8 protein-coding genes are annotated in these 16,430 nt (G+C 42.6%); 7 read left to right on the forward strand and 1 reads right to left on the reverse strand.

Going from position 1 to position 16,430, the window contains the following annotated elements; translation table 11 throughout:
* The first annotated feature begins 77 nt into the window (after positions 1-77).
* The 7 genes from LPH68_RS19855 to LPH68_RS19885 all read left to right on the forward strand — a co-directional run bounded on the left by LPH68_RS19855 (position 78) and on the right by LPH68_RS19885 (position 15,784).
* Positions 78-4,118 carry a response regulator gene (locus LPH68_RS19855; protein ID WP_230297098.1) on the forward strand — a complete coding sequence of 1,347 codons (4,041 nt, stop codon included), beginning with the start codon at positions 78-80 and terminating at the stop codon, positions 4,116-4,118.
* Positions 4,119-4,306: 188 nt separating this feature from the next.
* Positions 4,307-6,280 (forward strand): LamG-like jellyroll fold domain-containing protein, encoded by a 1,974-nt coding sequence (locus LPH68_RS19860; protein WP_004304946.1) that lies wholly within the window; start codon positions 4,307-4,309, stop codon positions 6,278-6,280.
* Between the two features lie 18 nt (positions 6,281-6,298).
* On the forward strand, positions 6,299-7,546 hold the full coding sequence (locus tag LPH68_RS19865) for a SusE domain-containing protein (RefSeq protein ID WP_004299915.1): 1,248 nt from the start codon (positions 6,299-6,301) through the stop codon (positions 7,544-7,546).
* Positions 7,547-7,560: 14 nt separating this feature from the next.
* On the forward strand, positions 7,561-8,952 hold the full coding sequence (locus LPH68_RS19870; protein WP_230297099.1) for a glycoside hydrolase family 76 protein: 1,392 nt from the start codon (positions 7,561-7,563) through the stop codon (positions 8,950-8,952).
* 36 nt (positions 8,953-8,988) lie between these two features.
* Positions 8,989-12,234, forward strand: coding sequence for a TonB-dependent receptor (locus LPH68_RS19875; protein ID WP_151923642.1), 3,246 nt, complete (start codon positions 8,989-8,991; stop codon positions 12,232-12,234).
* A gap of 13 nt (positions 12,235-12,247) precedes the next feature.
* Entirely contained in the window at positions 12,248-14,176 is a 1,929-nt protein-coding gene (locus LPH68_RS19880; protein WP_004299918.1) for a RagB/SusD family nutrient uptake outer membrane protein, read from the forward strand.
* 36 nt (positions 14,177-14,212) lie between these two features.
* Entirely contained in the window at positions 14,213-15,784 is a 1,572-nt protein-coding gene (locus LPH68_RS19885; RefSeq protein WP_004310443.1) for a LamG domain-containing protein, read from the forward strand.
* A 119-nt stretch (positions 15,785-15,903) separates the two neighbouring features.
* Here the strand turns inward: LPH68_RS19885 and LPH68_RS19890 are convergent, their stop codons facing one another.
* Positions 15,904-16,170, reverse strand: a complete 267-nt coding sequence (locus LPH68_RS19890; RefSeq protein WP_004299920.1) for a hypothetical protein — start codon at positions 16,168-16,170, stop codon at positions 15,904-15,906.
* Positions 16,171-16,430 lie beyond the last annotated feature (260 nt).

The raw sequence follows: 16,430 nt of genomic DNA on the forward strand, positions 1-16,430 counted from the left end.
TATATTCCGGCCAAAAAAAAGCTCGGAATGTTTTTTTGTTTACCTTTGTCATATAGCAAATCTAAGAATAATACACTATGGGAAAACAGTTGGTTTTTATTCTATTCTTTTTTCTTAATCTGTTGATACATAACGCTTATGCTTATAATTTGAAGCAAGTTGCAGATAAAGAGTATATGTCTAATAGTTCGATTACATCTCTGTGCCAGGATGAGCGTGGATTGATGTGGATCGGGACCTGCGACGGGCTGAATATTTATGATGGACAGGAGATTGAGGAATTTAAGACTCGTGACAAGGAGGATTACTTATCTGGTAATCTGATTGACAATATTGTGTATACGGGCGAAGATATTTACTGGATTCAAACCTACTATGGGCTGAACCGTTTGAACCGGAAAACCAATACAATCACTCACTATAATGAATTTCAGAAACTCTTCTTTATGAATAAGGATAGTCATGGTAATCTGTTCATTATCCAGGATAGTAACTGCATTTATTATTATCATAAAAAAGAAGGAGTCTTCAAGAAAATCAATATCACGGGAATCCCGATTTCCGATATCGTAAACTTCTTTATCGACGGTAACAACCGGATGTGGGTAGTCATGAAAGGATATAACCGCTGTTATGATATACAGCAGGAAGCCGCATCGGGAGATATCACCCTGTTACCCCAGAAAACGAACCTGATTTATCAGACTTCCTTGATTTATTGTTTCAATGACGAGCAATCTCTTTATTACATAGACAAGGAATTTAATTTCTATGCTTTCCATATTCCGACCCAGAAGAATGAGTTTATTGCCAATCTGGGTAAGGAAATACAGGAACGTGGCAAAATTTCGTCCATCGTTCATTATCATAACAGCTATTTTGTGGGCTTTTTGATGGATGGTATTCTGCTGTTGGAGAAACAGAAGGAGACGAATCATTATCAAATTCAGTCGTTACCTATCAACAGCGGTGTATTCTGTCTCAAGAAAGACCGTTTTCAGGATGTTGTTTGGATTGGTACCGACGGGCAGGGTGTTTATCTTTATTCGAACCCGCTTTATTCTATCAAATCAATGGTGCTTAGCAATTATACCGAGAAAATAGAACGCCCCGTGCGTGCCATCTATCTTGATGATGAACGTACTTTCTGGGTGGGAACCAAAGGAAACGGAATTCTTAAAATCTATGATTACGAATTCGATAAAAACATCTCCGACTGTCGGGCGGAGGTGTTGACTACCTCTAATAGTGCTTTGAGTAGTAATGCCGTTTATTGTTTTGCCAAGAGCCACCGGAATTTGCTTTGGATAGGAGACGAAGAAGGATTAACTTATTATTCATATCGGGAAAAACGTATCAAGAGTATACCAATACGGATCGGTAACGAAGATTTCAAATACATCCATGACATTTACGAAACAGCAGATTCCGAACTGTGGCTGGCGAGTGTCGGCATGGGAGTGGTGAAAGCTCGTATTGCCGGAACACCGGACAATCCGGTGATTGTGGATGCGCAACGTTACATCATCAATGACGGCGAACTGGGATCGAACTATTTCTTTACTATTTATGCGGAGAATGAAGCCAACCTGTTGTTTGGCAATAAAGGATATGGGGTATTCCGCTATAACGAAACGACGAATGGCCTGGAACCGGTGTCTACTCACAAATACGAAAACATGACCCTGAATAATATTCTCGCTATCAGTAAAGACAGCAGCAATAACTATCTTTTCGGAACGAGCTACGGATTGATAAAGTACACATCGGAAACTTCTTATCAGCTCTTCAATGCCAAGAATGGTTTCCTGAATAATACCATTCATGCAATTCTTAGAAACTCGTCCGACAACTTCTGGTTGAGCACCAATCTCGGATTAATCAATTTCGATACGAAACGGAATGTCTTTCGTTCGTATGGCTTTGGAGATGGTTTAAAAGTGGTAGAGTTTAGTGACGGTGCCGGTTTTCGGGATTCCCGGACTGGTACTCTGTTCTTTGGCGGAATTAATGGAGTCGTGGCTATCCGGGCGGATGGCCGTCCGGAGCAGCTTTATATGCCTCCTGTTTATTTTGATAAGCTGTCTATCTTCGGTGAACAATACAATCTGGGCGAATTTCTCACCCGGAAAAAAGAAACTGAAGTCTTGAATTTGCAGTATGACCAGAATTTCTTTTCTGTTTCATTTGCCTCTGTGGATTATCTGAATGGTAATAACTGTACCTATTTCTATAAACTAAAAGGATTGAGTGACCAATGGGTAAACAATGGTTCGGAAAGCGGAGTCTCTTTTACGAATATGGCTCCCGGCGAATATACCTTACTGGTGAAATATTACAATAGTGTCTTTGATAAAGAGAGTGATGTCTATTCTCTGGTGATTCGTATAGGTGATCCGTGGTATGCTTCCTGGTGGGCTTATTTGATTTATGCCCTGTGTCTGCTTTTACTGGCAGCCTTGCTGATACGTTCCTTTATCCTGCGCTCCAAACGTAAAAAGCAGGAATTGCTGAACGAGATAGAGAAACGCCATCAAAAGAATGTCTTTGAGTCCAAACTTCGTTTCTTTACTAATATCGCACATGAATTTTGTACTCCGCTGACTTTGATTTATGGTCCTTGCGGACGGATCCTTTCATCGAAGGGACTTAGTAAATTTGTCGTGGACTACGTACAGATGATTCAGACGAATGCGGAGCGTCTCAACAACCTGATTCATGAGTTGATCGAATTCCGTCGGATTGAAACGGGAAACAGGGAAGTGCGGGTTGAATCATTGAATGTGTCTTCCATTGTGAAAGGAATAGCCAAAACGTTTGTTGAAATGGCTAAATCCAGAAACATCACTTTCTTGAGCAAGATACCCGAGCAGGTGATGTGGAACTCGGACAAAGGATTCCTGAATACGATCATTATTAATCTGATTTCTAATGCCTTTAAATATACTCCCGACGGACAGAGTCTCAAGATTGAAGTGGATACGAGCCGGGAAAATATGCTGGCTCTTCGTGTAGCAAATGAAGGAAGTACCATCAAGGAAAAGGATTTTCAGTATATTTTTAATCGGTATGCCATTTTGGATAATTTCGAGAATCAGGATGAAAAGAACTTTTCACGGAATGGCCTGGGGCTGGCTATTTCTTATAATATGGCTAAGTTGCTGAATGGTACATTGAAAGTGGAAAACACTTCTGACGGATGGGTGATGTTTACATTAACCTTGCCGGTCATGGAGCTGACTACCGGAGTGTCGGAAACCAAACGACTGATGGCGGAATATATCCCCAAGATAGATACTCAACCGATATTGAAACTTCCCCAGTATGAGTTTGATAAGATGCGTCCTACGCTTTTGGTTGTCGATGATGAAATCGAAATGCTATGGTTTATTGGAGAAATCTTCTCGGCTGACTTCAATGTGGTAACCTTGCAAGATCCCGAACGGCTGGATCAGGTGATGAATGAGGTTTATCCGAATGTGATTATCTGTGATGTCATGATGCCGGGAATGGGTGGCATTGAACTGACCAGGCGGATTAAATCGGTGAAAGAGACGGCGCATATTCCTATTATTGTGGTTTCCGGACGACACGAGATGGAACAACAGATGGAAGCCCTTTCTGCCGGTGCGGAAATGTATATCACAAAACCGTTTAGTGCGGAGTATCTTCGTATCTCTGTCTGTCAGGTGATAGAACGGAAAGAGGTGTTGAAAAATTATTTCAGTTCGCCGATCAGTTCTTTTGAAAAGTCGGACGGGAAGTTGACGCATAAAGAGTCGAAGAAGTTCCTTCAGTCGGTTTTGAAGATTATCAATGATAATATAACGAACAAAGATTTGACTCCGCGTTATATCGCCGATCGACTGGCAATCAGTCCCCGGAGTCTTTATCGGAAGATGGAAGAGATAGGAGAGGATAGCCCGACCGATCTGATTAAGGAATGTCGTTTGCACATAGCGAAAGATTTATTGCTGACCACTAAAAAGACGATTGATGAAATTGTATTCGATTCGGGATTCTCGAACAAAGTTACTTTCTTTAAGGTGTTCCGTGAAAAGTATGAGTGCACGCCAAAAGAGTTTCGGATGAAACATTTGGAAGAGGTTCAGCAGTAGCCTGTGGCGGGAATTTTTAAAGAAAAAGAAGAAGTAAATATCCGTGTTAATATAGTAAATATCCGTGCCAAAAGGTAAAAAAGGATAGTTAATTTTCTTTTGGTAGAGTTTAGTGATTTTATCTTTGTCTCATCGAAGTTTTTAAGTAGATAAACTTGAAAAGTATTAATTTATTAATCTTTAATCTAATGAAAAGGAAACTTAGTTTTTTATTTCTTTCAGCATTGACCATTCCATTTTTTATGGGTTCGTGCAGTGATGATAAAGAAGAACAGGAAGTGAAACCGGCAACAGATCTGGTTGTCGATAATAATTCGGTGACACTACTACAAGGAGACGAAATTACGGTGAGTATCACCTCCGGTAATGGCGATTATTATGTGAAGCCATTTGATGAAAACGTGGCGACGGCTACAATCAATGGTAATAAGGTGACTATTAAAGCTACCGAAAATAGCCAGTTGGAAGAAAATAACCGTACGGAAACCACTATATTAATAGTAGATGGACGTAAGAAAGTGGCTAGAGTGCTGGTTCGGGTAGCAAAACTCTGGGATTTGACGGTAGATGCACCGGAAGAAGGTTTTGACCTTTTTATCGGTGAAAAGAGACTGGTGAAGATTTTGACCGGTAACGGAGATTATCAGATTTCCATACCGGAAGGTGCTGATAAGTTTTTGGAAGTGGGTGAACTATCCGGACAAGTTATTCCGTTGACTGCCAAGTTCGAGACTGGAGCCGATCCGGTAAATATTACGATAACAGATAAGAAAGGTAAGACAATCACTATTCCTGTGGTAGTGAACATCGTGGATCTGACACTGAAAAGTGATGAAGCCACTTTTGCCGAACCGGATGCCGAATCTCAATATATCTCTATTGAGAGAGGTAATGGCGGATATAGTTTCACTTATCAGGTGGGAGACGGCGAGCCTACTACGGATGCAACGATTGTGGAAGCTACTGAAAAAGAGAACCTGATTACCTTGAAACCCAAAGCTAGAGGTGATGTGAAAGTGATTGTGACAGACCAGAAAGGTTCTGTGGAGGAGATTTCGGTGAAAGTGAATCCATATAACCTTAAACTGGAAAATGAAGCAACTTCTTTAATCATCGGTGGTTATGAGGCATCTACAGAAATAGCTATTACCAGAGGAAATGGTGATTATAAGTTGGCACAACTCACAGATGATAATAAAACCTATTTGAAAACCGCAGAATTGATTACGGAAGACGGGGCTACCAAGTTAAAACTAACAGGAAAGAAGCTCGGGACTACCACACTGGAACTGTCTGATGCGGCAGGTCAGAAATTGACGTTACCAGTTTATGTGAATCCGGTATGTTATCGTATGGAATATGACGTATGCTTTAAAATTGATATTAAAAAGTATGCCGAATCACATTCAGAGGTGAAAAGTATGAATCAGCTTACTTTTGAGGTTGTGTTCTACCCGACTTATACTCGTTCTATGCAATCGTTTATAGGTTTGGAAAGTGTATTCCTGCTTCGTGCAGAAGCTAAGGATGTGAATCCGCGTTTTGAAATAGCCACTAAAATTAATGGTAAGAGTGATCCCCGTTTCCGTAGTCAGCAAACTATTTATTGCGATGATTCGGAAGGTGGACGTAAGACTCCGGGTAAATGGTATCATATAGCCATTGTATATGATGGAACGAAATCAAGTACTAAAGAGGCTTATAAAATGTATATAAACGGGGTGAGAGAAACGTTGACTCCTGCAGATAACTCTTATGAGGATTGTGCCCCTAATTCATCTCTCAATCTGACAGATGTAGGTGGAAATGATAAAGCACTGTTGATTGGACGTTCCGGAGATTCATATCGGGTAGGATATTGCAAAGTTTATCAGGCACGGATGTGGAAGAGAGCGTTGGACGAAAGTGAAATTAAAGCGAATATGTGCAAAATCCTTAATGCAGAAGAACACTCTGACTTGATGGGATATTGGGTATTCTCGAAAGGTGTCGGAGGTACTACAGTTTTTGAAAATTGGGGAAATGGCGGCAGCGGATTGGATGCGCAAGTTTGTTTGCAGAATATAAGCGAAAATAAACCTGCCTGGGGAGCGGAACTTCCTGCAACTTATAATGGAGATAAGAGCCGCTTTGAACCAATTGAATGTCCTCATTCATACTAAAACTAGGAATATAATAATATGAGAAACAATATGATAACAAAAAAACTAATCAAATTTGCCCTGCTGTTTTTTCTTATCGGACTGACGGCTTGTGACAATAAACTGAATCCGGGATTTGATCCGGATGATTATGAACCGATTGTTCCGCCTGAACCTGTTAGAACAATGGATGCAATGGCTAGTGGCGAGCGAGTAGTACTTTCGGGTGCTTCGTTGACGGATATTGTTCTGAAATGGACGCCTACCGAGAAACACGGAAATACAGTATATCGTTATGAAGTATTGATTGATACGATCGGGGGAGACTTTACCAAACCGGTAGAAACGATCTTTTCTGACAATAACGGTTTGGAATCGCAGTTGACTTTAACCCATTATCAGGCAAACACAATAGGTAAACTGGCTAAATTCCGTTGCAATACCAACGGCACACTGCGTTGGAAGGTGCGTGCTTATTGCGGATTGGATCAGGCTCTTAGTAGTCTGGAAGGTTATTTCGTAATTTTTATGATGGACGGCATTGATGATATGCCTTCTGAAAACGAGCCGGTTTATATCACTGGCGTGGGTACGGAAGATGATGGTGATGAAGCGGAAGCACAACAAATGCTCCGTCAGAATGAAGGAATCTATCAGACTTTCACTCAATTGAAAGCCGACCAGCCATTTATATTTATGTCTACTGTAGAAGGTCGCAAATGCTATTATTATGTAGACGACAACGGAGTGTTACGTGAGCGTAATGATGGTGAAGACTATACAGTTACGGTTCCTCAATCAGGCATCTACCGGATTACCATCAATATGGGTGAACAAACGATCAGTTACGATGAAATAGGAGCTGTATATCTTTATAACCATTCGGGTGGGTATAGACAGGATTTCAACTATCTGGGATATGGCAAATGGGGTGTGAAGAATTATACTGCCCGGAAACAAACGGAAAGTTGGGCAGGAAGCGGTGAAACCCGTCATAGCTTTAAGATGGAAATCAACGGAACAACCTACCGTTGGGGACATAAGGAGAAAGATAAAGGGCAACCGAATCTGACTACCGACAACAGCTATTATAATTTATATCAACTGGCATTGGGCACAGATCCATGGGATTACAGTTTCCGTTTCTGCGACGAATTACTGCAATGGGGCGAAAAGCAGGGAAATGTCTATTATGCTACGGTGAAAACCGATGTAACCCTCTATTTCAATGCAGAGTTTGGAACGTACACCCACCGTTGGGTAGCTTCGGAAACGAATGAAGATTAAAACTGAATAATAATATGAAGAACTATATAGTATCATTATCAAAAAGAGCTTTGTTGTTAAGCGGTGCACTGGCAATATTTACAGCTTGTGACGACGGCGATCTGGGAGACATCTACAAAGGTAATTCATCCGGTGAATATGTGTCGGATGTGAACTGGACAGATGCAGCCGACAAAAGTACGGGAACTTATATCAAATATTTCTATGAGAATGCCAGCGGACGGGATACCTTTTGCGGAAGCATTTACTGGGAAAAACCGAATACACCGGAAACCGGAGAACCGGCAAGCACGGGCGGTAGCGGCGGATGGTCGCAGGGACATGCATTGGACATCGTGATCGATGCTTATATCCGTCACGCAAACAATCCCGAATATCAAGCTCATTTGTATGAAAACATCATGAAACCTTTCCTGCCGGCTTTTGATGACTGGAATGAACATTGCGGTTATGGTGGCAAAGACTTCTGGAATAACTTCTATGATGATATGGAATGGATGGCACTGTCTTGTCTGCGGGTTTATGAATTGACTGGCGATCAGGATTACTACAGTGCGTTGATGAAGATGTGGAACCATATCAAGGGAGCGAAGAATGACTATAAAGGGGTAGGAGGAATGGCATGGAAAACGGATGCGCCGGCTTCACGTATGTCTTGTTCCAATGGTCCCGGTTGCCTTCTGGCTATGAAATTGTATCAACTTACCGTTAAGGAGGCTAAAGATGGCTGGGAAGAGCAGGCTGCTTATTACCTGAACTTCGCCAAAGAGGTATACAACTGGATGACGGCTTATCTGTGTGATATTTCCACCGGACAGGTATATGATAATTTTAGTATTAAAGATGACGGAACACCGGGAGATCCTGATAAAGTAGCCTTGTCTTATAATCAGGGAACATTTATGGCGGCTGCCCTGGAGCTGTACAACGCTACCGGTGAGGATGAATATCTTCGTAATGCGGTTGCTTTCGGCTCTTACCAGGTGAATAAGAAGATGGATTCCAACTATCCGGTATTCAGTGGTGAAGGAAATTCGGGAGATAATCTTTTATTCCGTGGAATATTTGTCCGTTACTTCCTGGATATGGTGAAACAGCCGACTAACAGCCTTTATCCGGAAAAGACCAAGAATAAGTTTATCGCTGCATTGCGCAGCTGTTCTGATGTGCTTTGGACGTTGGCTCATCCCGAAGGCTATTATGTGTGGGAGTACGATTGGGCAAAAGCACCGACCTTCGGTAATCGTGACAACAGGGAAGATCGCCTGACAATTTCCTTGAATGCGGAAGTCCCGGGAGCAACAATGATTGAAATCCGTGCCCGTTATGAAGACTGGGTGCAAGGTAAAGCAACGGAAAAGGCCAACTGGGTCGGACCGGATTTCGGTAAGAAAGCAGAGGAATAAGATTGATTTATTACACATAGAAAATCGAAAAGAAAGATGATACATATAAAAAGAAATATTTGTCTGGTGGCTGTTTCTTGCACTCTTCTTGCAGGTATACCTTTGCAGGGTGTGGCGCAAACGGGAAGAACGGCAAAGGTGCAGGCCACACAAAGTAATAAAATAACAGTGTCGGGTACGGTATTGGACAAGACGACAAATGACCCGTTGATCGGTGTGTCTGTTGTCGTGAAAGGGGTGGCCAATGCAGGTACGATTACAGATATGGATGGTAAGTTTACATTGAAACTGCCTTATGCGGAAGCTCCGTTGGTGTTTTCTTACCTGGGTTACCAGCCGCAGGAAATTGTTCCCGGTGCAAAGAAGGAACTGACTGTCTTACTACAGGAAGATACGAAAGCCTTGCAGGAAGTGGTTGTGGTAGGTTATACCAAACAACGTAAAGAAACGATGATCGGTTCTGTTGCTACCATCACGACAAAAGATCTGACGCAAAGTCCTACTGCCAATATCAACAATGCGCTTGCCGGACGTCTGCCGGGGTTGATTGTAAACCAGTATGCGGGTGGTGAACCGGGTGTGGATCAAAGTGAATTGTTTATCCGTGGTAAGGCAACTTACGGTAACCAGAGTGCCATTGTCATTGTCGATGGAATCGAACGTGACATGAGTTACCTCGCACCGGATGAAATTGAAACATTCACTATCCTGAAAGATGCTTCCGCCACTGCCGCTTATGGTATCCGTGGTGCAAATGGTGTAATCGTTATTACTACCAAACGTGGTAAGGCAGCGGAAAAGGCAACCGTGAACCTGAAAGCCTCTATCGGTATTAACCAGCCGATCGGTTTCCCCGAATATTTAGGCTCTGCCGATTATGCAACTTTATATAATGAAGCCAGATTGAACGATGCCAAGATGACGGGCGCAGACATCAGCAGTTTGAACCTTTTCTCTCAACAGGCGATTGACAATTTCCGCCGTGCGAAAGGAGACAACTCCGATGGTTTGGGATATGACTGGGATTATTATGATTTTGCCTTCAAACCCGGTTTGCAGGAAGATGTCAGCCTCTCCATCCGTGGAGGTACGGACAAGGTACGTTATTATGTATTGGCCAATTACTTTTCACAAGGCGGTAACTACAAATATTCGAATGCCGGTGAATATGACTCGCAAACCAAGTTCACCCGTTACAACTTCCGTTCGAACATCGATATCAACATTAATCGTTATTTGAGTACCCGTTTGGATTTGGGGGCCCGTATTACCGACCGTAATGCACCGGGTACAACAGCCGGTCGCCTGATGACCATCTGTGCTACCCAGCCTCCATATCTGCCCATCCTGGTGGAAGAAAATGCGCATCCGCAGAATGAGGAATACATTCAGCAAAATCCTCGTGGAATGCTTTATGGTGACAATATCTACCGTTACAATCTTCTGGGTGAATTGAGCCGTACCGGTTATCTGAATGAAAAGAACACGTATCTGAATGGTAGTTTTGCCATGAATCTGGATATGGAATTTCTGACGAAAGGATTAAAAGCGGAAGTGATGTTCTCTTATGATGCTTCTGAAGGACGCTGGATTAATCGCAAACTGGATACTTACAAAGACGGTTATCGTGAATATCCGAAATATGCGACGTTTATGCCAATCGAAGGTTCGGATGCTTATATGGCAGGCGGACACTATACGGGTGCTTATAAAACGGGTAACAAATATGATATTGACCAGACTATTGGCAACGGATTCAGTCATAACGCTTCTGACGGACGTACTTATATACAGGCACGTTTGGATTACAACCGTTTGTTTAGCAACCGCCACGAAGTGACCGCCATGTTATTGGCAAACCGTGGTAACCGTACTGTTAACAATGAACTGGCTTATCATAGCCAGGGTATCACCGGACGCTTTGCTTATTATTATAATCAGAAGTATCTGATGGAATTTAACTTCGGTTACAATGGTTCCGAAAACTTCACTCCGGGCAAACGTTACGGGTTCTTCCCAGCTGGTTCAATCGGTTGGGTAGTCTCTGAAGAGGAATTTATGAAAAAGGCTTCCTGGATTGACTTCCTGAAAGTAAGAGCCTCCTATGGTTTGGTAGGTAGTGACAATGTCAGCAGCCGTTTCCCATATCTGGCTTTCTACGGTGGTGGCAGTGGTTATGATTTCGGTAATAACTTTGGTACGAATGTAGGCGGTACTTCCGAAGGTAATCTGGCTAATGCGAATCTGACTTGGGAGAAAGCCCGTAAACTGAATGTCGGTATCGACTTTACTACCCTGAACCAACGTTTGGCATTGACGATAGATGCATTTTATGAATATCGTTTTGACATTATTACAGATATGAATAGTGACGGTATCATGGGATATCCGGATATTGTAGGTAAAGATGCAGCTTTACAGAATCTGGGTGAAGTAAGCAACCGCGGTGTGGATATCGAATTGAGCTGGAATGATAAGATTGGAAAGGATTTTCGTTACTATATTCGTCCGAACCTGACTTTCTCCCGCAACCGTTTGGAATATAAAGCGGAAGTTGCCCGCAAGAACTCCTGGCGTAAAGAAACCGGTAAACGTTTATACGAAAACTTCGTCTATGTGTTCGATCATTTTGTAGCCGATCAGGAAGAGGCTGACCGCTTGAACAAGATCGGTTATCAGCCGTGGGGACAATTAATTCCGGGAGATGTTGTTTATAAGGATTTGGATCGTAACGGAGTGATTGATGATGAAGACCGTACAGCAATGGGAAATCCGCGTAGTCCGGAACTGATGTTCGGTATTCCTTTCGGTTTCCAGTATAAGAACTTTGATTTTAGTGTATTATTGCAAGGTGCGACAAAATCATCTATTCTGTTGAATGGGGCTGCTGTATTTGACTTCCCGCAATTTGAACAAGATAAGATCGGACGTGTGAAGAAAATGCATCTGGACCGTTGGACACCGGAAACGGCTGCTACTGCCAAATATCCGGCATTGCATTATGGAACACATGATAACAACAAGAATGGAAACAGTAGTTTGTTTTTGTATGATGCTTCCTACCTGCGTCTTAAGAATGTGGAAATTGGTTACAATGTATCACCCAAATTATTACGTAAATTCCATGTGCAACAGGCACGTATCTATGTGCAAGGTCTGAATCTGTTGACTTTTGATAAACTGGGTGATGTGGATATAGATCCGGAAACGAAATCCGGAGACGGAGCTTCCTGGTATCCTATTCAAAAGGTATTCAATTTTGGTATTGATATAACATTCTAAATAAGATAGAAATATGAAAAAGTTATATAGATTTTCAGCAATTGCTTTATTGGTCCTGCCGTTGGTCTTTACTTCATGTAGCGATTACCTGGATCGGGACGATGATGATAATATTACGGAAGCGGACGTTTTTGCCCGTTACGAAAAAGTGAACGGACTGGTTTCCGACGTATACGCGGCTGCAAAGAAAGCAGACCGTCCGCTGGTGTTCTTCGAGCACTTCAGCAACAGTGCCATTACGGACGAATGTGAAGGAACCAACGTAGAGGGAAACATTACGAATAACTTCAATAACGGTGCCTGGAACCCGAATTCTTTGCCCGGTAGTGTAGGGCAATATTGGGAAGCTCTTTATGAAGGAATCCGTAAAGCGAACCTGATTATAGAAAATGTACAGAAGTATAACACGCCCGACAACCCACAGCAGGATGGTGATCTTCGCAACCGTATCGGTGAGATGTATTTCATGCGTGGTTATTTCCACATGCTGTTATTGCGTATGTATGGCGAAGCTCCTTATATTGACCGTGTGATTAATGCCGGAGATAATATGGACTTCAAGAAAGAATCTGTTCATTCGATGGTTGAAAAGATTGTGACGGATGCGCAAACTGCTTATGGCATGGTTCCTAATAAATATGTGAAAACTTCCGAGAATTTTGGGCGTGTGGATAAGGGAGCCTGTCTGGGATTGATTTCTTTTGTTCGCTGGGTAGCGGCTACTCCGTTGTGGAACGGTGCTTCTCAATATGGATACAACTTGCGTCGTGTGTTTGAAAATGAGTATGCTTATGATGCTACTCGTTGGAGAAAAGCCAAAGAAGCGGCTAAAGCCGTTCTGGATTTCGAAGTCGGCGGAACCAAGCGTTATTCTCTCTATACGAAACATGATGCAAATGATTTCAAGGATCCGGCTGACGGTAATCTGAATGACAGCCGTGTATATGCTCGTTTGTGGGATATGTTTTATGATATGGATGCCTTTGCCAATGAGTATGTGTTCTTTATGACGAAGAGCAAGGATCAGGCATGGCAGGGTGATATTTATCCGCCCAGCCGTGAGGGAAGTTCGCGCCAGCAACCGGTGCAGGAACAAGTGGATGAATACGAATATATCGTAGGTGATTATGGCTATCCGGTATATTCGGCAGAAGCCCGCAAAGGTGGCTATGATGATACTAATCCGTATGTGAAAGGTACTCGTGACCCGCGTTTCTATCGTGATGTAATTTATCACGGAGCTCCTTACCGTAATAATAAGAACGAGTCGAAAACGATCAATACGGCGAGTGGTTCCGATAAGATTGGTGCTACCAATGCAACTACTACCGGTTATTATTTACGTAAATTCCAACAGGAGTCATGGAACAAATCCGGTAACTTCAGTATCAATGCGCCCGCCATCTGGCGTCTTCCGGAGTTTATTTATATTTATGCAGAGGCTTGTAATGAATTGGGCGAGGATATCGATGAAGCTTATAAATTGGTGAATACGGTTCGTGAACGTTCTTTTATGAAACCGATGCCGCCGGAAGTAAAGACTAATCAACAGTTGATGCGTGAATACATTCAGCGCGAACGTCGCGTGGAACTTTTTTATGAAGGAAAACGTCCGTGGACTTGCCGCTTGTATCTGGAACCCACCAGTAAGGAAGAGCTAGCAAAGGAAAGCCTTTGGAAATCGAGCGGGAGTGACAATTCAAAACGTACACAGAAATACTGGGCTGCCAATAACGGTGCATTGCCCCGTTGCCAGCGAATGATTAACGGAATGCGTCCGGTGCAGGATGAGAATGGGGCCATTACGGTTGACGGTGTGAAATATAGAATGGAGCGTTTCTGCGTGGAAGAACGTACGTTCTCTATTCAGCATTATCTGTTCCCGATTCGCCAGAGTGAGTTGCAGAAGACACCGACCATTGAACAAAATCCCGGATGGTAAACCGGTAGGAATGTATAACTTTAAAAAGAAAATCAGATGAAACGAATCTATACATATATGTGTCTGTTGCTTTTGTCGGTATTATCGTTTGCCGTTACAGGTTGTGATGACGATGACGACGACGATGTGGCTAAAGACTTGATAGAGTTGATTGTGAACAAACCGGTAATACGTATCGGGCAGAATGAGGAAGCCAAAGTGAATGTAGTGGTTGGAAACGGAAACTATACCGTGAGAAGTTTCAACACTGCCATTGCAACGGCTACCGTTTCCGGCGAATTGATAACTGTAAAAAGTGGCTCACAGAATGGGGCCACTACCGTCGAAGTAATGGATGGAGAAGGAGTAGTTGCCAATATTTCTGTGAATGTAGGTGTATTTGAATTGGAAGTGAATGAACCGGAGGTGATCTTGGAAGTTGCCGGTGAAAAGCAACTGATTGTCAGCATGGGAAACTTTTCCAGCAATGATGAATTGTCTTATGAGGTGGAGGATGAAACGGTTGTCAGCATGGTTAATACAGATCAGTTCCGTCCTTTCTATACTTTGACAGGTTTGAAGAACGGACATACAACAGTGACTTTTACAGACCATAAAGGAAAACAGGCAGTGGTTCAGGTGACGGTAAATCCGATTTCTATCGATGTCTCCAATCTGACACCGAGAGTGGGAGTCAACAATAAGATCATGATTACGGTAGAAAAAGGAAACGGAGGTTATAGTCTGACAGCAGAGAATGAAGAGATTGTAGCTATTCAGCAGGTGGATGACACTCGTTTCAATTTAATAGGTAAGAAAGCGGGTATCACTACCGTGTTTGTCAGAGACGAAGCGGAACAGGAATTAAGTCTGACCGTAACGGTGGTACAGGCAGATAAAGTGGCAAACCTGGGTAGCGGTAATTACTTTAAAGTACCGTTTGAATATAATGGTACGGCAGATGAATCGCTAAAGAATTTGAGTACGCTCACATTTGAGGCTCGTTTCAACATTGAGTCGTTGAATGGCAATGACAATGGAAATGCCCGGATTAATACGGTGATGGGTATAGAGAAGAAATTCTTGCTGCGTGTCGATGTGCATAAGGGAGGAAGCAATGATGAGGAACGTTTCCTTCAGCTTGCTGCAGATGATAAAGGTAGTATTCGCTATGAGGGCTCTACTAAGATAGAAACCAATAAGTGGTATGATGTGGCTGTGGTATTGGATAATAGTAAGAGCGGAAGCGAACGGATTGCATTGTATGTAAATGGTGTCAGAGAAACGCTTCAATTATCAAACGGTACGCCGGATGATTTGAAAGAGATCAATCTTACTTCTGATTTCTACATCGGCCAGTCTGATGGTAAACGCCGGTTGAACGGAGCTATCAGTTATGCCCGTATTTGGACAAAAGCCTTGTCGGATCAACAGATCTCCGAGCAGAGCGGCAAGTTGTTGAGTGAGGATAAGGATGGAATGGTAGCTAATTGGTTATTCAATAATGGAAATGGTAATACCAAGACATTTGTGTCCTTGGCAGGAAAGAGCTTCGAAGCAGAGGCGGCAAATATTGTTTCAAGTTGGAAAACAGATCCGATATTGGAAACAAGTACTCCTACAGAATGATTGTAAGAAGATAGGATAATAAAAAAGCCATCCCCGGAATAGACGAAAGTAGGGATGGCTTTTTTTGTAGTGTGCTTACTATTCTTCGGCAGACTATGTCCTGCATGTTGTTGGCAAGGTTATTCCTTGACAGGCTCAGCCGGTTTGTCTTTTGATGTAGTGTCTGTGACAACTGTATCATTGACATTGGCGGCGAGTGCAACCAGTGATGCCTTTGCAGGCGCGTCTTCTTTAGTTACAGTATCTTTTACTACTGTATCATTGACAACTGTTGCGTTGATTTCTGTCGGGGCTGTCACAGCTTCTGCAGAACTCTGAGCCTTTACAAGGAATGAACCACCACAAACAAACATAAACATTGCTACTACTAATACTAATTTTTTCATAATCGTTTGCTTTAATGATTATTAGACATATGTTTTCAATTCTCTACCTTTGTGTTAAGGAATCGGTTATTGCTTTTCGCTAACGTCTAATTAAAGATCAAAGCGCGTGCCAAAATTAGATAATGTATGATAAGTGATTGATAAATAAGGGAATGAGGAAGATGATGCCAATTAGGATAGTGGGGAAGTATGTGTGGAGTGTGTGGAAACTGTGGCGGGGAGTGTGGCTGTCTCTTATACACATCTCCGAGCCCACGAGA

Source organism: Bacteroides sp. 1_1_30, from assembly GCF_020982715.1.
Taxonomy (GTDB): domain Bacteria; phylum Bacteroidota; class Bacteroidia; order Bacteroidales; family Bacteroidaceae; genus Bacteroides; species Bacteroides xylanisolvens.

Bases quoted from the DNA above. Each gene is read 5' to 3' on its own strand.
- LPH68_RS19875 (WP_151923642.1), top strand. From the start codon at position 8,989: ATGATACATATAAAAAGAAATATTTGTCTGGTGGCTGTTTCTTGCACT.
- LPH68_RS19885 (WP_004310443.1), top strand. From the start codon at position 14,213: ATGAAACGAATCTATACATATATGTGTCTGTTGCTTTTGTCGGTATTA.
- LPH68_RS19890 (WP_004299920.1), bottom strand. From the start codon at position 16,170: ATGAAAAAATTAGTATTAGTAGTAGCAATGTTTATGTTTGTTTGTGGT.
- LPH68_RS19855 (WP_230297098.1), top strand. From the start codon at position 78: ATGGGAAAACAGTTGGTTTTTATTCTATTCTTTTTTCTTAATCTGTTG.
- LPH68_RS19880 (WP_004299918.1), top strand. From the start codon at position 12,248: ATGAAAAAGTTATATAGATTTTCAGCAATTGCTTTATTGGTCCTGCCG.
- LPH68_RS19865 (WP_004299915.1), top strand. From the start codon at position 6,299: ATGAGAAACAATATGATAACAAAAAAACTAATCAAATTTGCCCTGCTG.
- LPH68_RS19870 (WP_230297099.1), top strand. From the start codon at position 7,561: ATGAAGAACTATATAGTATCATTATCAAAAAGAGCTTTGTTGTTAAGC.
- LPH68_RS19860 (WP_004304946.1), top strand. From the start codon at position 4,307: ATGAAAAGGAAACTTAGTTTTTTATTTCTTTCAGCATTGACCATTCCA.